This window comes from Gillisia sp. Hel1_33_143, from assembly GCF_900104765.1.
In the GTDB taxonomy this organism is placed as follows: Bacteria; Bacteroidota; Bacteroidia; order Flavobacteriales; family Flavobacteriaceae; genus Gillisia.
The window spans coordinates 2,506,192-2,526,931 of record NZ_LT629737.1 but is presented as its reverse complement, the minus strand read 5'-3'; the positions used below and the strand labels follow the sequence as shown (position 1 = coordinate 2,526,931).

Here is a 20,740-nt window from a genome sequence, read left to right as displayed (position 1 = left end):
TCTATTCTTTTGAATAGAGCAGTTTTTTTATGTATAGTTGATAGAAATACCTATGATCATCTGTTTTAGATTTAGTAGCCTAACATCCTTTTTATTTAAAAATGCTAAAAAAGTTTATTTAATAGTATAATTCAAGAGTGAAACAAATTCTTAGGATTGCTTGCAAAAGATCGATGTTACATTAGGCGAAGCTACATTTTAAGGAAGTTTTATAAATTTCTTGATAATGTAAACAACATCAATTCATAATAAAATATGCATTTGATAAAAAATTGTGTACTTTCATTAAGTATTTTTATTCTTTACCATTTAATATTATTACATCTCCCCCTTCAAATAGGTAATCAATAATTTATTCTCAATAGTTATTTTTTAATTATAGAAATTACTATAATAAATCTTAAACCTTTAAATATGAAAAAATTTCTACTCTTACTTTTTCTTGCAGGTTGCCCTTATTTTTTAATCGCACAGCAGGTTTCTGGAACCGTTAAAGATGCCACAGGTTTACCTCTACCCGGGGTTAATGTTTCTGAAAAGAATACTGAAAATGGAACAACCACAGATTTTGATGGAAATTTCACCATATCGGTAGATGGTTCTGCCACCTTAGTATTTAGTTATGTAGGGTTTGAAACATCAGAAGTTGATGTTGAAAATAGAACATCCATCAACGTTATTTTAGCAGATGGTGTGTCTCTTAGTGAGGTGCAGCTGGTTGGATCCCGCAGTCCTAAAAGAACAGCTACAGATACTCCGGTAGCAATAGATGTTATTGATGTTAGTTCTGTAACTACCCAAACCGGTAGAATTGAGGTGAATGAACTTTTGCAGTACGCAGCACCATCTTTTAATGCCAATAAACAATCTGGATCTGATGGAGCAGATCATATAGATCCAGCATCTTTAAGAGGATTAGGACCAGATCAAACTTTAGTTTTAATAAATGGAAAAAGAAGACATCAATCATCGCTAATTAATTTATTTGGTACACGTGGAAGAGGAAATACAGGAACAGACCTTAACGCCATACCCGCTGCTGCCATAAAAAGAATAGAAATATTAAGAGATGGAGCTTCCGCACAATATGGATCAGACGCTATTGCAGGGGTGATCAATCTTGTTTTGAATGATGAAGTTGATAAATTTACTGCTAACATAAATTATGGCTTTTACAACACCAATGCCGATGGAGATTTTCCAGATGGCACTCCAAATACAGATGGAAATAGATTAGATACAGAAAGAGATGGCAATAAAATTGGTGATGATAAGAACTTTGATGGAGGCTCTGTTAAAGTAACTGCAAACTATGGAGTAGGAATTGGGGAAAGTGGGTTTGCTAATTTTACTACAGAATACATCAGTAAAAATAAGACACTAAGACCAGGCTTCGATTTTAGAAGAGGTTTTGGAGAAGCGGCAATAGATGGTTTTAATTTCTTTGGAAATCTTGCAATTCCGCTCTCAGATAAAACAGAGTTCTATGCCTTTGGAGGTAGAAATTATAGAGATACCGATGCTTATGCTTTTACAAGAAATAATCCTACAGAGCGTAATGTTGTAAGTATTTACCCAAACGGCTTTACACCAAGAATTACCTCCATTATCACAGATAATTCTGTGGCGGCAGGATTTAGAACCGAAACCAATAGCGGATGGAAAATAGACGTTAGCAATACATGGGGAAAGAATTTCTTCCATTACTATATTAAAGGAACATTAAATGCTTCTTTACAGGAAAACTCTCCTACAGATTTTGATGCAGGTGGACATAGTTTAAGTCAAAACACAGTTAATTTAGATTTCTCTAATTATTATGAAAATGTATTTGCCGGTACCAACCTAGCCTTTGGTATTGAGTATAAAACAGAGAATTTTGAAATATTTTCTGGAGAAGAAGGCTCTTATGGAACCTTTGATGAAAATGGTAGAATAATTACAGATCCTAATGTTCAGGTACAACCAATAGATCCAAATTCAGGAGAATTAAGACCGGGTGGTTCTCAAGGTTTCCCAGGATATGGACCAGCAAACGAGGTTGATAGAAGCAGATCTAATGTTTCCCTATATTTAGATTCAGAATTTGAATTTACAGAGAAATTTTTACTTGCGGCTGCTGCAAGATTTGAAGACTATACAGATTTTGGAAGTACCATAAATGGTAAATTAGCAGCGCGATACAAAGTTTCTGATAACGTAAACGCACGTGGTTCTGTGAGTACAGGATTTAGAGCTCCCTCTTTGGCTCAAATATATTATAATTTAAAATTCACAAATTTTGTTAATGGTGTTGCATTAGATACACAGCTTTCTCCAAATAATAGTCCTGTAACTGCTTCTTTTGGAATTGGACCTCTAAAAGAAGAAACAGCGCTAAACGCATCCCTTGGTTTCACCGCAAATTTCGGAAGCTTTACTTCAACTATAGATGGTTATTACATCAAAGTTAAAGATAGAATTGTACTTACCGGAAACTTTGATGCTCCACAGATAGAAAATGTAGAAGCAGCGCAGTTTTTTGCCAATGGTGCAGATACGGAGACGTACGGATTGGATATCGTACTATCTCATAAGGCTAATTTAGGAGCTGGTACACTTACCTCAAGCTTTATTGGAAATTTTAATGACATGAGTATAACCGATGTAAAAAATGGGATGCTAGATGAACAAACATTTTTTGGAGAACGAGATAAGGCATTTCTTTTAGCTTCTGCTCCCGATAGTAAGTTACTATTGAATTTAAAATATGACATCAAAAGATTTGACGTTGCGTTAGGATTGAACAGGTTTAGCGAAGTTAAATTATTAGATTTCCAGACATTCGAAGATGTAGCAGATTATGGTAGTTTTGAAAATCAAATTGATGCTGCCACAGATACATATAGCGCTAAGATCACCACAGATCTAAATTTAGGATTCAAAATAAGCGATCAATTAAAGTTAAACGTAGGTTCTAATAACCTTTTTAATGTATATCCAGATCAACAGGATGATTGGAGTGAAGGTGGTGGATATTGGGATTCTGTACAAATGGGATTTGGTGGAGCGTATTACTACGCTAAATTAAACATGCAATTCTAATTTGTTATTTATCATCAAAAAAAAAGGCAGGGATAAAATCCTTGCCTTTTTTTTACGATATCATTTCTTATTCTACAATATACATTTCATTGGAAGCTCTTATGTATTCTTGGGGATTGAATGTGGATTCAAAACTACCTTTTACTAGATCTAATTTTAATTCTAACTGATTCATTCTATCTTTTAAGAATTCGTCTTGTTTATATTTATCAATTAAAACCTTGTATTTATCTAGATTTTCTAAAATTCTAAAGGTAATGGTTCCAAAACGGATCTTTAAATTTTGAACAGCTTCCATCTGGTTGAAATATTGTTGTTTCCAATTTTCAGGATTTTTTGCCCTTTCTTCTACGATCTTATTTTCAGCAATTTTAGAGATATCTATAATATATTGAGTTCTCTTTTTTGCATCGGTCTCATTGGTAAATCGTTTATTAAATACTTCTTTCTCTATCCCTAATAAATTAACTACGTTAGCCTCCATAGCCTGATTCTGCAATTCTGTAAGCTCATTCAAACTTTTTGTAATGCCTTTCCACTCTGTCTCTATTAGATCCTTATCATGAGTGAATTGTGATACAGACGTAGTAAGATTAAACATCTTCATGCTTTTCTCCCTAAGGTTGCGATCTCTCCTACCCAATGAGTTTATAAAAGATCCTATACCATCAAATAAACTACCCGCAAACATGCCTGTAAAAGGTGTACCTTCAGCCAAATTTCCAGTGACATCTATAATATGACTTAAAGCAGCCAGTCTGGCTTCGTCTTTTTTATTCTCTTCTATATATTTCTGAAATTCCTTAAACCATTCTGCATATCCATCATAATTCATAGGATTACTAGTTTTCTCTAAGGTTCCATAAAAATCTCTAGAACTGTTAAATAGATTTAATGGTTTTATCTCACGCTCCATAGAAGCAAGATTTAATACCGCAGAACTGTAGTTATATTTATAAACACTAACCGTGTTTTTATCTAGCTCTTGCTGTCTTTCTTCTAATATTTGTACTCGCTCTAAAAGCTTATCTACTTTCTCTGAAGAAGAGCTAGTATTCTTAATACTCACATCTAGATTATCAATCTTAGCATCTAATTGTTTGATCTTAAGATCTAAGTTTTCTTTTTGAAGGTTACGTTCTCGATTAAGTTCTGTTAATACCAAAGAGGTTACGCTATGATTTTCTAAATTCTCCTGAGCTATTATAACTGAAGGAAATAGCATTCCTATAAATAACATTTTGAAGATTGATTTTTTCATCCCTTAAAACTTTGAATTTACTTGTTGGTAAAATTTTACAGCGTATCATATTTTATGCCGCGAAAGGTCAATTGAAAAAAAACGAATATAATTATTTTCATTTCCTACCATGAATATGGAGAAATACACCCTTATGTAATTTTACCGACTTGATAGCGACAGAAATTGCAATGATTACAATTTCCACAATTCAATTTTTAATTGATCGAAATTGGTAATATTCATTCTTCAATATTTAAAATTATATGAAAGATATATTTCAAAATACTCATTTTTCCGTCTTAGACCTTGTACCTGTTACTCAGGGAAATACTCCAACAGATTCATTTAGGAATAGTCTAGATCTGGCTCAACATGTAGAAAACTGGGGATATAAAAGATTTTGGATCTCAGAACATCACAATATGGAAAGTATTGCCAGTTCTGCCACTGTAATTTTATTACAACACATCGCACAGGGCACCAAAACTATTAGAGTTGGTTCTGGAGGGATTATGCTTCCAAATCACGCTCCATTAGTTATAGCAGAGCAATTTGGTACCATGGAACTCTTATTCCCTGGTAGAATGGATCTTGGTTTAGGTAGAGCACCGGGTACAGATCAAAGAACTGCCATGGCACTTAGAAGAAATGCACAGGAATCTGTAAACGATTTTCCAAATAACATTCAGGAATTGCAGAGATACTTTTCTAAAGATAACAGACATTCTGATGTTAGAGCTATTCCGGGAGAAGGCCTTGACATTCCATTATACTTATTAGGTTCTAGCACCTATAGCGCACAATTAGCAGCTCATAAAGGATTGCCTTATGCTTTTGCTAGTCATTTTGCTCCAGCCTATCTGCATCAGGCATTGAAACTGTACAAGGATGGCTTTGAAAGTTCAGATCAATTAGATAAACCATATGCTATAGCTTGTGTTAATGTAATTGCAGCAGCTACAGATGAAGAGGCAGAACGTTTAGCTACAAGCCAGAAACAAATGTTCTTAGGGCTAATTAGAGGCACGAGAAGACCTATGCAAGCTCCTGTAGAAAATATGGAACATATTTGGAATGAGGCTGAAAAAGCAGCTGTTCAGCAAATGATACATTATAGTTTTATAGGAAGTAAGGCTACCATCAAAGAAAAACTAGCTGCATTTATAGAAGATACAGCAATAGACGAGATCATGGTGGTTTCTCATATTTTTGATCACAAAGCAAGATTGAGATCTTATGAAATTCTAGGAGAGCTTACCAAGTCTGAATAGGATTGGGTAATGAATAACTCCACGTTCGCCATAAGCTTGCCTCAGTTCTTTAGATAAGATATCCACCGGGTTCACCCCTTTATCATTTTCATAGTGCTTAACGGCAGACCATGTTTTTAAATAACCTATAAGGTCATCGAAACTCCAATTTAGATCTAAACTAATTTTTGGAGTTTCGATCTCTTTAAAAGGAAATGGAATGGTCTTATACCCCTCTTCTAAAAGATATCTTTCCTTATCCCAATAAGGCCCCAATATATCTCTATACAACTCGTCAATTACTCTATTTGTTTCTTCATTGCTAGAAAATAGCTCATATCCAATTACCGCAAATATTCCTTCTGGCTTTAAACATCGTTCTACTTCTTTATAAAATTCCTCAAAATTAAACCAGTGAATAGCTTGTGCAACTGTGATCAGATCAAACGAATCGTTTTTAAAATTAGTTTTCTCTGCAGCTTGTCTCGAGTATAAAATATTTTGTTTAGCTATAGCATTTTTTAATTGTTGCTCACTAATATCTGTAGCTTTAACCTCTTGGAAGTATTCTGCTAGAACTCCCGCTACCTGTCCGTTTCCGGTTCCACAATCCCATGCGGAATTAAAATTAGAGCAATTAGCTAGAATAAAGTTATACAACTCATTAGGATAGGTAGGTCTATATTTAGCATATAGATTAGATTGTGAGGAAAAGTTATCTTTCATTTTACATATTTATATTTTGAGCCGTTAATTCTAAAGTATTAATTTACTAAAAATCACTAAATTAGTAGCACTTACTATACTGATTAAATATTATACTCTATCGCTATGAAATTCCATAAAATTCCCACCTTATCTAACTATATTTATGCTTTAATACTATTTTTAGTATTTACAGGACCTTATTCTTTTGCTAGTACCTTTATTCAAGTAGAGATACAACAACAAAATCAATATAGAGAATTTAAAGGAAAGGTAGTAGATAGCAACACCGGGAATGATATTACACTAGCAGTATTAAATTTACAAGGCACCAATATATCTACCATAACCAATTCTGATGGAGAATTTTCTATTAAGATACCAATATCAATAAAAGAGGGCGCCATTAAGATCTCTTATCTAGGATATCAGAGCAAAATTTTACCATTAAGTGATTTTAAAACTGAAAATACTCAGATAGAACTTAGTGAAGTTGTAGAAGAACTTCCTGAGATTAACCTTTTAGATCATGGCAATGCTACAGAATTAGTTAGGGCAATGATGGATAAGAGAGGTGAAAACTATTCAGATCAAAAAGATATAATTACTGCATTTTATAGAGAGTCTATTCAAAAAAGGAGAAGAAATGTTTCTCTTTCTGAAGCGGTAGTAAAAGTTCTAAAACAACCTTATACCAGCGGTAAGAAAGATCAAATATCAATCTTTAAAGCTAGAAAGAGAACAGATTATGAAAGGTTAGATACTTTAGCCTTAAAACTTCGTGGAGGACCTTATAATACCGTTTTTCTAGACGTAATGAAATATCCTGAGTTTCTATTTACCGGTGTTATCTCAGATAATTTTAATTTTAAACTATATAATGTTACACGCATTAATAATAAATTGGTCTATATAGTCAATTTTAATGAAAATGATACCTCACAACCCTGGTACTCTGGAAAGCTTTATATCGATTCTGAGAGTTTAGCATTGATAAAAGCCAATTTCAGTATGAACGTGGAAGATAGAGATAAGGCAAGTAGGATTTTTGTTAAAAAGAAACCAAGTGCAGCTTATGTATACCCTGTAGATGTAGTTTATCAAGTAGATTATAGAGAAAGTAATGGGAAATGGTATTACAGTTACAGCAGAGCACAATTAGAATTTGTTGTGAACTGGGACAATAAATTGTTTAATTCCAGATATACGCTTACTGGAGAAATGGCCGTGACAGATCGGGAAAAATTTAGCAATGGTAATCTAAAGAATACAGATCAATTTATAAGTTCATCTGTTGTTATGGTAGATGATGTTTCAGGCTTTACAGATAGAGATTTTTGGGGCGATCAAAATATTATTGAACCTGAGAAATCAATACAAAATGCCATAGAAAAAATTCAGCGTAATATTAAGAAAGATCCGCAATAGATCTTTTACCAAGATAGTAATGCGATGTTCCAAACCTCGTTGTCATTACCTTTATACTTGTATATAAATTGGAAGCCCAATTTCTTATGAGCGTGCAATGATCTATGATTTCTATCAGAAATGAACGTTACTGCAAATTCGTATTTATTTTGAAAAGTATGTTTATATAACTCATAACAAGATTTAAAAACACCTTGTTGTCTATAATTTTTATCAACACAAACCTGCCCTATAAGTACATAATTATAAGCTGATATAGGTTTATCCTTATATAAACTTTTACTTAATTTAGCTTTAAGACTTTCTAAAGAAGGCATTGAAATTTCAGAACCTTTACTAATTGCTAATATATAAGCTACAACTCCAGAATCACTTTTACAGATAATGGCAGCTTCTTCCAAGTTTAGATCCTTTAAATTTTCAAAAGTATATTTTAAGCTAACAAATCCCTGAGAATTCATCTCCTTGGAAGTAAGAGCTTCTGGAAGATTTCTTTTCTGTAACTTCAAAATTTCTTCTAATTCTGAATCTTCTGAGACTCTTTTGTAATGAAGATCACTCATTTCTAGATCTATTTTTTTAGCTCAATTAATTTACATACAAAATTTTAGTTGGGTCTACTAAAATTGATAAGATCGTTTATAATACGTCATATTTAGATTAGAACTACAACAAATATTAATTTTCAGGAAAGATCCAAGCATCAAGATTTTATCTAAAAAAAATATAATTCAAAAAAAAATCCCGCTCAACAAAATTGAACGGGATTATACAAGTATAAATAAGATTCTCTACGCATTTTCATGCATGAATTTTTGTTTAGCAAGTAATTCTTCTTCGGTTTCTACATGATCATCATCCGGTACGCAACAGTCTACAGGGCAAACTGCAGCACATTGAGGTTCTTCATGAAAACCTTTACATTCTGTACACTTATCTGGAACTATGTAGTAGATCTCATCACTTATAGGTTCTTGTGCTTCATTAGCATCTGCTTTTTTACCGTTTGGCAGCACTACATTTCCTTCAAGATCTGTACCATCGGTATAACGCCAATCATCTGCGCCTTCATAGATCGCAGTGTTGGGACATTCTGGTTCACAAGCCCCACAGTTAATACATTCGTCTGTTATTATAATTGCCATAGCTGATTTTATTAGTAAATTTAAACTTACATCCTGAAAAAAAATTCCTTTACAAATTTTAATTTTTCAAGGATTTATAGGCGATTTTTAACTGATAACTTTTAATTTCGCCGTTACAAATTTAAAGCCAAAACAATTCATAACCAAATAAGCCCATGACAATCGAGCAGCGAAAATTTCACTTACATCAGCTAGGTCTGTTTTTAAATCAATTTCGACGCGAGGGCTTAGTAAAGCAAGATGATTTGCCTCATAATGATGAGTTCTTTGATAGAATGAATGAGCAAATTGAAATGGCCGTGCATCATAATGGTTGGTTTACTAAAGACAATGTTTTATTTTCTCTTGAAGAGTGGGCTCAAGCCTTAACTTTAGATAATTTGGAGAAATGGATAACTCCTTATAGTCTTGATGCTATAACTCCAAAAACAGTAGCTATTATCATGGCTGGAAATATTCCGCTAGTAGGTTTTCATGATTTTATATCTGTACTTATTTCTGGGCATAATGTGGTAGCTAAACAATCTTCTAATGATAAGATCTTATTGCCAATATTAGCAGATTATCTTAAAGCAATAAATTCAGAATATAATCATAGAATTAATTTCACTACCGGAAGATTAGAAAGTTTTGATGCCGTAATTGCAACAGGTAGCAATAACACCGCAAGATATTTTGAATATTATTTTGCTAATAAACCTTCTATAATAAGAAAGAATAGAAATTCTGTTGCGGTACTTACAGGAAATGAAACCACAGACCAGTTACAAGCGCTAGGAGAAGATATTTTTAGATATTTTGGTTTAGGATGTAGAAATGTTTCTAAACTATATGTCCCTAAAAATTATGATTTTGATAGCTTCTACAAAGCTTTACAACCTTATGATTCACTTATGAACCATGCCAAATATGCTAATAATTATGACTACAACAAGGCTGTGTATCTAATGAGTGAGTTTAAGATGTTAGATAATGGATTTTTAGTTCTTAAAGAAGATGAGAGCTTTGGCTCCCCTATTGCTACTACCTTTTGGGAAAGCTATACAGATCTAGATGCTTTAAAAAAGAATCTAGAAGACAATAAAGAAAATTTACAATGTATAGTAGCAAATAACTTGCTAGAAGAGGAAGTTAAATTTGGAGAAACTCAACACCCAAAATTATGGGATTACGCAGATAATGTAGATATTTTATCTTTTCTTTCTAATCTTAATTAAGATCAGGTTGTAATAATCATTTTTATTTTAATTTATTTTGAGGTAACACCTCTACCCTATTTTTATTTAATTCTGCCGTTTTGTACCTTGTGGCAAGACTTTATACAATTAATATAACACAAGATTCGGTTACTTTTTATCATCTTTGTTTCAAATACATTCTATATGAAAATACATAATTTTAGCGCTGGTCCTTGCATTTTACCTCAAGAGGTATTTCAGGAGGCTTCGCAAGCAATTCTTAATTATAATAATTCAGGTTTATCAATACTAGAGATCTCTCACAGAAGCAAAGATTTTGTTGCTGTAATGGAAGAAGCTAGAAGTATATCATTAGAACTTCTAGGACTACAAAATAAAGGTTACAAGGCTCTATTCTTGCAAGGTGGCGCCAGTATGCAGTTTTTAATGGTTGCTTATAACCTATTAGAACAAAAGGGAGCATATTTAAATACAGGAACTTGGTCTAGTAAAGCTATAAAAGAAGCAAAATTATTTGGAGAGGTAAACGTTGTAAAATCTTCTGAAGACAAGAATTTTAGTTATATCCCAAAAGGATACATGATCCCTACAGATGTAGACTATTTTCATTGCACCAGTAACAATACCATTTTTGGTACTCAAATGAAAGAATTTCCTAATACACCAAAGCCAATGGTGTGTGATATGAGTAGTGATATCTTTTCACGAGACATGGATTTTTCAAAATTTGATCTAATATATGCGGGAGCTCAGAAAAATATGGGACCTGCAGGAACAACTTTGGTTATCGTTAAGGAAAGTCTGTTAGGAAAAGTTACCAGAAAGATCCCTTCTATGATGGATTATAAAGTACATATAGAAAAAGAAAGTATGTTCAATACTCCACCTGTTTATGCAGTATATGTATCATTATTAACAATGAAATGGCTTAAGGCTCAAGGTGGGATAAAAGCTATTGAGGAGAAAAACGAAAAGAAAGCACAACTGCTGTATTCTGAAATTGATATTAATCCTTTATTCAAAGGATATACCGCTGTTGAAGATAGATCTATTATGAATGCTACTTTCAATCTAAATGATGAATCATTAAAAGAAAAGTTTGATAGTATGTGCAAGGAAGCTGGCATAAATGGAATTAATGGACACAGAAGTGTAGGTGGGTACAGAGCATCCATGTATAATGCATTACCGCTAGAAAGCGTTGAGGTGTTAGTGGATGTGATGAGTGATCTTGAACGCAACGCATAATTTTAAGGAACTCCTTTTAATTTAAAAATCGGAGTAAATAATAATGAAAATTATTTTTTAATGAAAGTATTAGCTACCAACGGACTCTCAGAATCTGGTATCAACAAATTGAAGAATGCAGGCTTTGAGGTATCTGTCACTAAAGTTGCTCAAGAGCAATTGATACAATTTATTAATGATGAAAAGATCAAAATTCTCTTAGTTAGAAGTGCTACTCAGGTAAAAAAAGATGTTATAGATGCTTGCCCTGGCTTAAAAATAATTGGAAGAGCTGGTGTTGGAATGGACAATATAGATGTTAAGTATGCCAAAGAAAAAGGCCTCAAAGTAATCAATACTCCTACTGCTAGTTCTTGCTCTGTAGCAGAATTGGTTTTTGCACATCTTTTTAGTGGTGTACGTTATTTACATGACTCTAATAGAAATATGCCTTTAAGTGGAGATTCTATGTTTAAGGATCTCAAGAAAAATTATGCTGGTGGTATCGAGTTAAGAGGCAAAACTCTGGGAATTATCGGAATGGGTAAAATAGGTCATGAAGTGGCAAAGATAGCTTTGGGAATTGGTATGAAAGTTATTGCCAGTGATGATACTGTTGGAGAAACTAAGATCACCTTAAATTTCTATAATGATCAGTCCGTTACTATTCCAATAAAAACAGAACCAATAAAGGATATTTTAAAGGATTCAGACTTTATAACTTTGCACGTTCCCGCTCAAAATAAGCCACTTATTGGTAAAAATGAATTGGAAATGATGAAGCAGGGTGCGGCTATAATAAATACTTCGCGAGGTGGTGTTGTAGATGAAGTAGCATTAATTGATGCTTTAGAAAGTGGAAAAATAAGGTTTGCCGGTTTGGATGTTTTTGAAGAAGAACCTACCCCGGCAATTCGAGTGTTAATGGAAGAAAGAATATCGCTTAGTCCGCATATTGGAGCTTCCACCAAAGAAGCTCAGGAAAGAATTGGTTTGGAACTTGCAGACCAAATTATAGCAATTCAGAAAGAACTTTCAGCTTAAAATAAAACGGAATTATAAGAATGCTCTGGAAGCACGAACTTCTTGAGCATTTTTTATTTAAGGCGATTCTGATTTGTAGATTTTCTTTTTAGAACTGAAAATTAAAAGTCGTATCTTAATATGTTTAATAATTATTTTTGATCTCTAACGTTTAAAACCATAAGACTTCGAAAAAAATAAAATTATATCTATGAAAAATCTTTTTTATATATTCCTATTAGCACTTATTATTTATAGCTGTGGTACGCGAAATAGAAATTTTAAAGGAACAGATGCTAATGCTGCAGTGAATGATACTGTAAGGATTGCAAATGATAGTTTAGAATATGAAGTAATAGTTATAGAGCCTGGCTTTAACCTTTTCCTAAATAGTATTGCTAGACCAAGAGCGTATTATTCTCAAACTTATTTAGAAAATAAGAATCAATTTCTTGTGAGAGATTATAATGCAAGAGTCATGCAGCCACAAAGATTTAATTCTAATTTGTATATTCAAGAGATTAATTATGATCCTAATATTGATTATGGATACGAGGTTAATTATTTAATATATAACTATTTTGTCTTCATTTCTAGAGAATACAATCAAAAGTTCTCTGTCCCTACCCGAATTTAAGTACGGAATTTCGCTATTGAATTTCTATATGATATCTTTGTGGCATGAATAAATTAAAGCAACGCTGGGGCATAAGTTCTAATTTTCAATTAATCATGATTCTTGTGGTATTTGCCGTAACAGGATCTACCTCGGTAAGGCTTGCAGCTCCAATTTGTAATTTTTTTGGAGTATATCAAGAAACTTCTCCGTGGTATGTATTTTGGCCTATAAGAATATTACTGGTTTTTCCAATATATCAATTATTATTGGTAGGATTTGGATGGCTATTTGGTCAATTTGAATTCTTCTGGAATTTTGAGAAAAAAATGCTCACGCGACTTGGGTTCTCTAGATTTTTGAACTAGTTTTACAGTGTGAGTTTATTTCAAAAATATAGTTTAATTTTTCTTACCCTGGCAATTTTATTTCCGCCGGTTGCTAAACTATCCCACATGTATGCTCATGATGATCATCCCGTTTGTAGTGATCATAATGATGCCCACATTCACAAAAATCAACTAAGCTGTGAGCTTTGTAAATTTCACTTTGCTCCTTTTAGTAGTTTTACTCCTTTTACCTATGAGTTAACGAATGATTTCTTTGTAGAAAAGAAATTCTTCAACAACTATATTTTCTTAAGCGAATATCAAAAACTCTCCTTTGCCTTAAGAGGTCCTCCTCAAGGGAATTCTATCGTATAAATACTTATATGGCTATTAAGCCATCATACTTTAATTCCTTAATAATACTAAAATGCATAAAATATTATATATGCTAATTGCGCTTGCAATAGCAACAAATGCCTATTCCCAAAATCCTGTAATCGGAAAAGTGAAAGATGCAGAAACAAATTTACCAATAGCGGGTGTTACATTATATTTTCCTCAACTAGAAAAAGGAACCAGCTCCAATCTAGACGGAGAATTTGAATTTAAAAATATCCCTACTGGAAATTTTAACCTGATAATTACCTCCATTGGGTATAGTTCTAAAACCCTAAACCTTACTATTCCAAATTCTCAAAATCTTGAAATTCTATTACAGGCCTCTGCCATAGAAATGGAAACGGTTATTGTTTCCACTCCATTTCATCAATTACAAAGTGATAATGTAATGAAAGTGGAAAGAGAGAACGTAAGTGACCTTAAAAAAAGAGGTGCACTTAATTTAGCTGAAGGGATAACGCAAATTCCTGGAGTAGAAAGCGTAACCACCGGTGCAGGTATCGGAAAACCAGTTATTAGAGGGCTTAGCTCAAATAGAGTGTTGGTATACACCCAAGGAGTTAGATTAGAAAATCAACAATTTGGAGATGAACATGGATTAGGAGTAAGTGCCAGTGGTGTGGAAAGTGTAGAAGTTATTAAAGGGCCTGCCTCTCTTCTTTATGGAAGTGACGCCCTTGGTGGAGTATTATACCTAAACCCCGAGAAATATGCTCCACAACAGAGCACCCATGCAGATGCTAAATATGCATATCAAACCAATACCCTTGGATCTGAATATAATTTGGGTGTAAAAACTTCCGGCAAAAATTTAAAATTTTTAGCTCGAGGAAATTACGCTACTCATAGCGATTATGAAACGGGATCTGACATTAGAGTAACCAATACAAGATTTAAGGAACTAGACCTAAAGACAGGTGTAGGATTTCAAACACAGTCTTATAAAGGAGATCTGAGATACAATTATAATAACTCAAAACTAGGAATTCCTGAAGAGATTGGAGCTCAAAGTACTTCTAAAGATCAAATGCAACCCAACCAAGAGGTAGACAATCATGTATTAAGTTTAGACAATAAGTTTTACCTTAAAAATTCCAGTATAGACGTTAAACTTGGTTATCTATTCAATAACAGAAAGGAGTTTGAAGAAGAAGAGGGAGAAGATGCAGTACCAGCAGAGATTACAAATATAGATCCTGCCTTAGAATTGCACTTAAACACTTTAAACTATGATGTGAAATATAACGCAGCTAAATGGGGGAAATTTCAGACTATTTTCGGAATTCAAGGAATGCATCAAACTAATGAAAACTTAGGAGAAGAAGTTCTTATTCCAGATGCTACAGTAACCGATTTTGGGATTCTTGCTACCACACATTATCATCTAGAGAAAATAGATTTCCAGGGTGGATTTAGGTTTGATACTCGAAATATAGATTCTCAGGAAATGGGAATTGTAGGTGAAGAAAAATACTTTGCGCCATTAGATAGAAGTTTTACCAGTTATAATGGAGCAATAGGAGCGAAATTTGATCTATTTACAAAACTGTCTACTAGAATAAATCTTGCATCAGGATTTAGAGCACCTAACTTAGCTGAACTGACTTCTAACGGTACACATGAAGGAACAAATAGATATGAAATTGGAAATCCTGATCTGGACAATGAGCAAAACTTTCAAATTGATGTAGCTTTTGAATATCAAAATGAACATTTTGAGATCTTTGCGAATCCGTTTTACAACATTATTTCCAACTATATATTCATTAACCCGAGCGGAGAATTAATAGACGGAAATCCTGTTTTTGATTATGTACAGAATGATGTGAGATTGTATGGAGGGGAAGCCGGATTGCATTTGCATCCACACCCTATAGACTGGCTACATTTAGAAAGCAATTTTGAGATAGTTAGAGGCGAACAGAAAGATGGAGAGGACCTTCCTTTAATTCCAGCTGCATCAATTACCAATACATTAAGAACAGAATTTAGTAACGTGAAGGGGATAGCTAATAGCTATGCTTTTATCAGTTCGAAAAGCGTACTAGATCAAGATCATTTCTCAACATTTGAAACAAGAACTCCAGGATATACCTTATTTAGCGCAGGTTTTGGTGGAGCGTTCGCGGTTTCTAAATTAGGAGTAGATTTTAATGTTAGTGCAAATAATTTATTCAATAAATCTTATATCTCTCATCTGTCTAGATTAAAACCAGATGGGATACAAGATAGAGGTAGAAATATTACACTTAGCTTAAGAACATCCATATAAATGCAAAAGGAGGTTGCCTAAAAGACAACCTCCTTTTTATTTAATCAACTAATTAATTTATACAACTTCTGCTTCTAAGATAATTTCTTTACTAGAAGGATTACTTTTCCACACAAAAGTATACAACCACATTAATGTGAAAGAAGGAATAAGATCTGTTCCCGGTAATATCTCTTCAAGAAATACCAATATAGATGCTAATTTCCCTTTTTTTCCAGGATACATATTTCGCATTTGTTTAGCTGCAACCGGTGCCCATGCAAGATCTAAAAATGGCCCTACAAAAGGAATAGCATATGTTGCCATTCCTGCTAAATCAAAAAGAACTCCTTTGATCAATAAATTATTTTTTGAATTTTTCATAGTTTAGTTCTGTTTTATAAGAACTCTAAAACAAATAAGATGCCATTATCTTAAGTGAGAACTAATTAAATTCATAAACTCGTTTCTAGTTTCTATTTTTTCAAATTGACCTCTAAATCCTGACGTTGTGGTAACACTATTTTGTTTTTGTACTCCCCTCATCATCATACACATATGTTGCGCTTCAATAACTACGGCTACCCCTTGCGGTTTTAATGTTGAATTAATACACTCCAAAATGTCATGAGTTAAGCGCTCTTGAACTTGCATTCTTCTCGAAAAAATATCTACAATTCGAGGAAGTTTGCTAAGTCCTACAATATGTCCGTTTGGTATATACGCAATGTGAGCCTTCCCAAAAAAGGGTAGCATGTGGTGTTCACATAAAGAATATAACTCAATATCCTTTACCAGAACCATCTCGTTATAGGTCTCTTTAAACATAGCACTTCTTAAGATCTCTTTTGGATTAGCATCATAACCTTGCATTAAGAATTGCATCGCCTTAGCCGCTCTTTCCGGAGTTTTAACTATACCCTCTCTTTTAGGATCTTCTCCTATCTTTTCGATAATATTCTTAAAATTATCCTTTAGCGCTTCGCTTACTTCCAGATCGTATTCTTCAAAATATTTATACATAACCTTATTTTTTCAATTTTTCTGAAAAAAGCTCTGTAAGCTTTTTGATCTTTGGATCTATAATAACTTGGCAATACTGTTGCTGTCTATGATTGCTGTAGTATTCTTTATGCTCCTCTTCTGCCTCGTAGAAGGGTCCTGCTTCTGAAACTTCGGTGACAATATTATCTTTAAAGATATCTTCTGAAGAGATCCTTTCTATAACGCTATTAGCCACTTTATGCTGCTCTTCTGAAGTATAAAAAATAGCACTTCTATACTGAGTACCCACATCATATTGCTGTCTATTTAAAGTAGTAGGATCGTGAGTACTGAAGAAAATATACAGTAATTCTTCAAAATTTGTAACCTTGGGATCAAATTCTATTTTAATAGCTTCTGCATGTCCTGTTCTTCCGGTAATAATCTCTCTGTATGCAGGGTTTTTAATAGCGCCACCACTAAATCCTGGAATTACATTTCTTACTCCATCTACCCTTTCAAAAACTGCTTCTGTACACCAAAAACAACCACCTGCCAGAATAGCTACTTCTGTATTTATATTATTCATAATGATCTCTAAATTTTGTTTAATAAAACTAAGTAATTTTTAAACAATAATGCGCAATATTATTGTTTTTTCGAAGATTAGGTTCCTTATAATAGTGTTAAATATGATAAGGCTTATTACATGCCAAAAAATAATGATTAGATCTATTATATAAACTATTCTTATGCTCCTAAAATTCGTTCATTTGTTAGGCTTAACCTTATATCACAAATTACTCCAAAAGATCTTTAAATTATTATTGAAACCAACAAAATAATTATTTGCTATATAGCTTATTGATATCAAGATAAAAACAATATCAGCTTTAGAGCGAGTATCATGCAATCTATACACTATCACCTTTACTTTCTGAATTGTGCACCAGAATATTTTAGCTGTATTTTTAAAATGGAGTACGTACTCTTTAAAAGATTATAAGTAATTTCACTTTTTTAAGTAAAGCAAATGATCTACGCTAATAACATTCATAAATACTATGGAGACCTACATGTTTTAAAAGGGGTTAATCTTCATATTGCAAAAAGTGAAATTGTATCTATAGTAGGTGCTTCTGGAGCAGGAAAGACCACCTTACTTCAAATTTTAGGAACTTTAGACAATCCAGATAAAAAGCCTGATAGCTCTTTAAAAATTAATGATATAGATATATATGCTCAAAGTGCAAATAGACTTTCCAAGTTCAGAAATGAACAGGTAGGTTTTATTTTTCAATTTCATCAGTTATTACCAGAGTTTACAGCCTTAGAAAATATTTGTATACCCGCCTTCATAAAGAATACCAGCAAGGCTGAAGCGGAAAAAAGGGCTTATGAATTGTTAGATTTTCTAGGATTAAAAGAGAGAGCTCATCACAAACCCGGAGCACTTAGCGGTGGAGAACAACAAAGAATTGCAGTAGCTCGTTCATTAATCAACAATCCTGCAGTGATATTTGCAGATGAACCATCTGGAAATTTGGATAGTGAGTCTGCAGAAAATTTACACAAATTATTCTTTCAACTAAGAGAAGAATTTCACCAAACCTTTGTTATTGTTACACATAATGAAGAATTGGCAAATATGGCTGATAGAAAATTAACGATGGTAGACGGGGAGATCATTTAATTATATATTAGAATTATTTTTGAATGCTAAAGAGATCAGAATTAAAATCATTTTTAGATTATAAAGTAGAGCAATATAATTCTCCGGAATTTATAGTAACAGATCCCATACAAATTCCGCATAAGTTCAGTAAAAAAGAAGATATTGAGATCGCTGGATATCTTACAGCAACTATATCATGGGGCAATAGAAAGAGCATCTTAACCAATGCCAATTCGCTATTAGAAAGAATGGATTTTGATCCTTATAATTTTGTTCTCAATCATACTAAAGAAGATCTCAATAATCTAGACAATTTTGTACATAGAACTTTTAATAGCCTTGACCTTCAATATTTCATTTTATCACTTCAAAATATTTATAAAAATCATGGAGGCCTAGAAACCGTTTTTTCTAATCATGCAGAAAAGGATTCTCTTCAAAAAGCAATCCACGAATTTAAAAACATTTTTTTTGAACTGCAACACCTGCCTCGTACTCAAAAACATGTGAGCGATCCATTGAAGAATTCTGCTGCAAAAAGAATAAATATGTTTTTAAGGTGGATGGTAAGAAAAGATTCTAAGGGAGTAGATTTTGGAATTTGGGAAAAGGTTCAACCAAATCAATTGTCCTGTCCCTTAGATGTTCATTCCGGAAATACTGCTAGAAAGCTAGGGCTTTTAAAGAGAAAACAGAACGATGCCAAAGCCTTACTAGAGCTAGATCTTAGCTTAAGAAAATTGGATGCTTTGGATCCGGTTAAGTATGATTTTGCTTTATTTGGTCTAGGAGTTTTTGAGAAATACTAACAATCCCCCTACTCCTATTTAAAAATGTTTAACTTTGAGAAGACTTTCGTAAAATACAGGCGTATCTATTGAGAGTTCCTTACTTAATATTGTTATGATATATCCTAAGAAACCAGAAAATCAAACGCAGCGATTAAAGACTCTTGCCGACCTTAATATAATGCATTCTGAAGCGGAAGATAGTTATGATAATATCACAGCTTTGGCATCTTATATCTGTAAGGTTCCTATAGCTTTGATATCGCTAATAGGAGAAAACACGCAGTGGTTTAAATCTAAAGTAGGAACAGATATTTGTGAAGGAGATCCAAGTTTATCGCATTGTGCTCATGCCATTTTAAATCCGAATACACTTCTAGAGATCGAAGACACTCGTAACGACGAAAGATTTTCTGATAACCCATATACTTTAGCAGATCCCCCACTTTTATATTACGCGGGAATGCCCTTAAAGGCCGATAATGGGGTAGTTTTGGGAACTCTATGTGTTTTAGATGTTAAACCAAATAAACTAAATGATTCTCAAAAATCTGCGCTAAAAGCATTGGCCATACAAGTAGAGAAACTTTTTGAACTTCATAGAAGGAATCTTCATTTAGAAAAGGTAAAGGATCAGCTAAAGTTAAAAAATAATCAGCTCAGAGAATTTGCAGGAACGGTTTCTCACGATATGAAGATGCCACTGGCGAATATGATCATTACAACAGATCTGTTAAAGGCCAAATATGCTGGTAAGATAGATGCTCAGGGAATGGAATATCTTGGCTACTTAAAACAATCTTCATTTAAGCTCAGTAATTATATCAGTTCCATTTTAGAACATTATGAGAGCGATACTCTCACAGAATCTAAAGAAGTTGAGTTTGATATTCATGATCTTTTAGAAGAAATAATAGATCTTCTGAATATTAATTATGATTGTGTTATAAATCTCCCTGAAGAGAATATTATGATCAAGACCAATCGTGTTGTTTTGGAACAGATCTTTCTAAATCTTATTGGAAATAGTTTAAAATACAATAATCGAGACGAAATAGTAATAGATGTAATGTGCATAAGGCAGGAAGATTACTACAACTTTACTATTAAAGATAATGGGATTGGAATTCCAAAAGATAAGCAAGAGGAAATCTTTAATTTATTTACAGTTTTAGCAGAATCAGACCGTAGTGGGAATCGAGGTAATGGAATAGGACTTTCTACCGTAAAAAAACTTGTAGAATCTATGGGAGGAGAAATATCTTTGATTTCTGAAGTAAATATCGGCACAACGTTCAATTTCTCGATTAAACGCAATCTGTTTTCTTAAAAAATAACTGATTCACAACATAATAGATAAAAAATAAGTGTTATTATTGATATTGCAAATGTGT

At 33.1% G+C, this 20,740-nt stretch carries 20 protein-coding genes; 13 read left to right on the top strand and 7 right to left on the bottom strand.

The window, feature by feature from the left end; all coding sequences use genetic code 11:
• Positions 1–414 precede the first annotated feature (414 nt).
• Complete coding sequence (locus tag BLT84_RS11720; RefSeq protein ID WP_091265944.1) at positions 415–3,084, top strand: TonB-dependent receptor; 2,670 nt, start codon at positions 415–417, stop codon at positions 3,082–3,084.
• 67 nt (positions 3,085–3,151) lie between these two features.
• Here the strand turns inward: BLT84_RS11720 and BLT84_RS11715 are convergent, their stop codons facing one another.
• A complete protein-coding gene (locus BLT84_RS11715) occupies positions 3,152–4,345 on the bottom strand; it encodes a hypothetical protein (protein WP_091265940.1) in 1,194 nt (397 codons plus the stop codon).
• Positions 4,346–4,590: 245 nt separating this feature from the next.
• On the opposite strand from BLT84_RS11715, the gene BLT84_RS11710 reads away from it, so the two are divergent.
• The gene (locus tag BLT84_RS11710) at positions 4,591–5,598 is read left to right on the top strand and encodes an LLM class flavin-dependent oxidoreductase (protein WP_091265936.1); all 1,008 of its coding nucleotides are present in this window, start codon (positions 4,591–4,593) and stop codon (positions 5,596–5,598) included.
• On the opposite strand, the gene BLT84_RS11705 is transcribed toward BLT84_RS11710, so the two are convergent.
• Entirely contained in the window at positions 5,572–6,303 is a 732-nt protein-coding gene (locus BLT84_RS11705) for a class I SAM-dependent methyltransferase (RefSeq protein ID WP_091265933.1), read from the bottom strand. The two genes, BLT84_RS11710 and BLT84_RS11705, sit on opposite strands and share 27 nt — an antisense overlap.
• A 105-nt stretch (positions 6,304–6,408) precedes the next feature.
• Here BLT84_RS11705 and BLT84_RS11700 point away from each other — a divergent pair, with 105 nt between their 5' ends.
• The gene (locus BLT84_RS11700; protein ID WP_091265929.1) at positions 6,409–7,710 is read left to right on the top strand and encodes a carboxypeptidase-like regulatory domain-containing protein; all 1,302 of its coding nucleotides are present in this window, start codon (positions 6,409–6,411) and stop codon (positions 7,708–7,710) included.
• 5 nt (positions 7,711–7,715) lie between these two features.
• Here the strand turns inward: BLT84_RS11700 and BLT84_RS11695 are convergent, their stop codons facing one another.
• Together BLT84_RS11695 and BLT84_RS11690 are read right to left on the bottom strand one after the other, a co-directional pair.
• Complete coding sequence (locus tag BLT84_RS11695; RefSeq protein ID WP_091265926.1) at positions 7,716–8,273, bottom strand: GNAT family N-acetyltransferase; 558 nt, start codon at positions 8,271–8,273, stop codon at positions 7,716–7,718.
• Positions 8,274–8,501: 228 nt separating this feature from the next.
• Positions 8,502–8,855 carry a 4Fe-4S dicluster domain-containing protein gene (locus tag BLT84_RS11690; RefSeq protein WP_034892407.1) on the bottom strand — a complete coding sequence of 118 codons (354 nt, stop codon included), beginning with the start codon at positions 8,853–8,855 and terminating at the stop codon, positions 8,502–8,504.
• Between the two features lie 155 nt (positions 8,856–9,010).
• Here BLT84_RS11690 and BLT84_RS11685 point away from each other — a divergent pair, with 155 nt between their 5' ends.
• The 7 genes from BLT84_RS11685 (at position 9,011) to BLT84_RS11655 (ending at position 15,920) form a co-directional block, all read left to right on the top strand.
• Positions 9,011–10,072 (top strand): acyl-CoA reductase, encoded by a 1,062-nt coding sequence (locus tag BLT84_RS11685; protein ID WP_091265923.1) that lies wholly within the window; start codon positions 9,011–9,013, stop codon positions 10,070–10,072.
• Between the two features lie 165 nt (positions 10,073–10,237).
• A complete protein-coding gene (serC, locus tag BLT84_RS11680; protein ID WP_091265918.1) occupies positions 10,238–11,302 on the top strand; it encodes a 3-phosphoserine/phosphohydroxythreonine transaminase in 1,065 nt (354 codons plus the stop codon).
• Between the two features lie 60 nt (positions 11,303–11,362).
• On the top strand, positions 11,363–12,325 hold the full coding sequence (locus BLT84_RS11675; protein WP_091265916.1) for a D-2-hydroxyacid dehydrogenase: 963 nt from the start codon (positions 11,363–11,365) through the stop codon (positions 12,323–12,325).
• A gap of 190 nt (positions 12,326–12,515) precedes the next feature.
• Positions 12,516–12,941: a DUF6146 family protein gene (locus BLT84_RS11670; protein WP_091265913.1), complete on the top strand. Its 426-nt coding sequence runs from the start codon at positions 12,516–12,518 to the stop codon at positions 12,939–12,941.
• Between the two features lie 44 nt (positions 12,942–12,985).
• Positions 12,986–13,288, top strand: coding sequence for a DUF6787 family protein (locus BLT84_RS11665; RefSeq protein ID WP_034892400.1), 303 nt, complete (start codon positions 12,986–12,988; stop codon positions 13,286–13,288).
• A gap of 87 nt (positions 13,289–13,375) precedes the next feature.
• The gene (locus tag BLT84_RS11660) at positions 13,376–13,624 is read left to right on the top strand and encodes a hypothetical protein (protein ID WP_231556204.1); all 249 of its coding nucleotides are present in this window, start codon (positions 13,376–13,378) and stop codon (positions 13,622–13,624) included.
• A gap of 52 nt (positions 13,625–13,676) precedes the next feature.
• Positions 13,677–15,920, top strand: a complete 2,244-nt coding sequence (locus tag BLT84_RS11655; RefSeq protein WP_091265906.1) for a TonB-dependent receptor — start codon at positions 13,677–13,679, stop codon at positions 15,918–15,920.
• 57 nt (positions 15,921–15,977) lie between these two features.
• Here the strand turns inward: BLT84_RS11655 and BLT84_RS11650 are convergent, their stop codons facing one another.
• Genes BLT84_RS11650 through msrA form a run of 3 tightly spaced genes read right to left on the bottom strand, consistent with a single transcriptional unit; the run spans position 15,978 to position 17,472 of the window.
• On the bottom strand, positions 15,978–16,283 hold the full coding sequence (locus BLT84_RS11650; protein ID WP_034892397.1) for a hypothetical protein: 306 nt from the start codon (positions 16,281–16,283) through the stop codon (positions 15,978–15,980).
• 45 nt (positions 16,284–16,328) lie between these two features.
• A complete protein-coding gene (folE, locus tag BLT84_RS11645) occupies positions 16,329–16,922 on the bottom strand; it encodes a GTP cyclohydrolase I FolE (protein WP_091265903.1) in 594 nt (197 codons plus the stop codon).
• Positions 16,923–16,926: 4 nt separating this feature from the next.
• Positions 16,927–17,472 carry a peptide-methionine (S)-S-oxide reductase MsrA gene (gene msrA, locus BLT84_RS11640; RefSeq protein ID WP_091265900.1) on the bottom strand — a complete coding sequence of 182 codons (546 nt, stop codon included), beginning with the start codon at positions 17,470–17,472 and terminating at the stop codon, positions 16,927–16,929.
• Positions 17,473–17,916: 444 nt separating this feature from the next.
• On the opposite strand from msrA, the gene BLT84_RS11635 reads away from it, so the two are divergent.
• The 3 genes from BLT84_RS11635 to BLT84_RS11625 all read left to right on the top strand — a co-directional run bounded on the left by BLT84_RS11635 (position 17,917) and on the right by BLT84_RS11625 (position 20,676).
• A complete protein-coding gene (locus tag BLT84_RS11635) occupies positions 17,917–18,576 on the top strand; it encodes an ABC transporter ATP-binding protein (protein ID WP_034892374.1) in 660 nt (219 codons plus the stop codon).
• A gap of 23 nt (positions 18,577–18,599) precedes the next feature.
• Positions 18,600–19,367, top strand: a complete 768-nt coding sequence (locus tag BLT84_RS11630) for a TIGR02757 family protein (RefSeq protein ID WP_091265897.1) — start codon at positions 18,600–18,602, stop codon at positions 19,365–19,367.
• Positions 19,368–19,461: 94 nt separating this feature from the next.
• A complete protein-coding gene (locus BLT84_RS11625; protein ID WP_034892369.1) occupies positions 19,462–20,676 on the top strand; it encodes a GAF domain-containing sensor histidine kinase in 1,215 nt (404 codons plus the stop codon).
• Positions 20,677–20,740 lie beyond the last annotated feature (64 nt).

Bases quoted from the DNA above. Each gene is read 5' to 3' on its own strand.
- BLT84_RS11715 (WP_091265940.1), bottom strand. From the start codon at position 4,345: ATGAAAAAATCAATCTTCAAAATGTTATTTATAGGAATGCTATTTCCT.
- serC (WP_091265918.1), top strand. From the start codon at position 10,238: ATGAAAATACATAATTTTAGCGCTGGTCCTTGCATTTTACCTCAAGAG.
- BLT84_RS11705 (WP_091265933.1), bottom strand. From the start codon at position 6,303: ATGAAAGATAACTTTTCCTCACAATCTAATCTATATGCTAAATATAGA.
- BLT84_RS11700 (WP_091265929.1), top strand. From the start codon at position 6,409: ATGAAATTCCATAAAATTCCCACCTTATCTAACTATATTTATGCTTTA.
- BLT84_RS11665 (WP_034892400.1), top strand. From the start codon at position 12,986: ATGAATAAATTAAAGCAACGCTGGGGCATAAGTTCTAATTTTCAATTA.
- msrA (WP_091265900.1), bottom strand. From the start codon at position 17,472: ATGAATAATATAAATACAGAAGTAGCTATTCTGGCAGGTGGTTGTTTT.
- BLT84_RS11710 (WP_091265936.1), top strand. From the start codon at position 4,591: ATGAAAGATATATTTCAAAATACTCATTTTTCCGTCTTAGACCTTGTA.
- BLT84_RS11635 (WP_034892374.1), top strand. From the start codon at position 17,917: ATGATCTACGCTAATAACATTCATAAATACTATGGAGACCTACATGTT.
- BLT84_RS11630 (WP_091265897.1), top strand. From the start codon at position 18,600: ATGCTAAAGAGATCAGAATTAAAATCATTTTTAGATTATAAAGTAGAG.
- folE (WP_091265903.1), bottom strand. From the start codon at position 16,922: ATGTATAAATATTTTGAAGAATACGATCTGGAAGTAAGCGAAGCGCTA.
- BLT84_RS11650 (WP_034892397.1), bottom strand. From the start codon at position 16,283: ATGAAAAATTCAAAAAATAATTTATTGATCAAAGGAGTTCTTTTTGAT.
- BLT84_RS11720 (WP_091265944.1), top strand. From the start codon at position 415: ATGAAAAAATTTCTACTCTTACTTTTTCTTGCAGGTTGCCCTTATTTT.
- BLT84_RS11695 (WP_091265926.1), bottom strand. From the start codon at position 8,273: ATGAGTGATCTTCATTACAAAAGAGTCTCAGAAGATTCAGAATTAGAA.
- BLT84_RS11675 (WP_091265916.1), top strand. From the start codon at position 11,363: ATGAAAGTATTAGCTACCAACGGACTCTCAGAATCTGGTATCAACAAA.
- BLT84_RS11655 (WP_091265906.1), top strand. From the start codon at position 13,677: ATGCATAAAATATTATATATGCTAATTGCGCTTGCAATAGCAACAAAT.
- BLT84_RS11625 (WP_034892369.1), top strand. From the start codon at position 19,462: ATGATATATCCTAAGAAACCAGAAAATCAAACGCAGCGATTAAAGACT.
- BLT84_RS11685 (WP_091265923.1), top strand. From the start codon at position 9,011: ATGACAATCGAGCAGCGAAAATTTCACTTACATCAGCTAGGTCTGTTT.
- BLT84_RS11660 (WP_231556204.1), top strand. From the start codon at position 13,376: ATGTATGCTCATGATGATCATCCCGTTTGTAGTGATCATAATGATGCC.
- BLT84_RS11670 (WP_091265913.1), top strand. From the start codon at position 12,516: ATGAAAAATCTTTTTTATATATTCCTATTAGCACTTATTATTTATAGC.
- BLT84_RS11690 (WP_034892407.1), bottom strand. From the start codon at position 8,855: ATGGCAATTATAATAACAGACGAATGTATTAACTGTGGGGCTTGTGAA.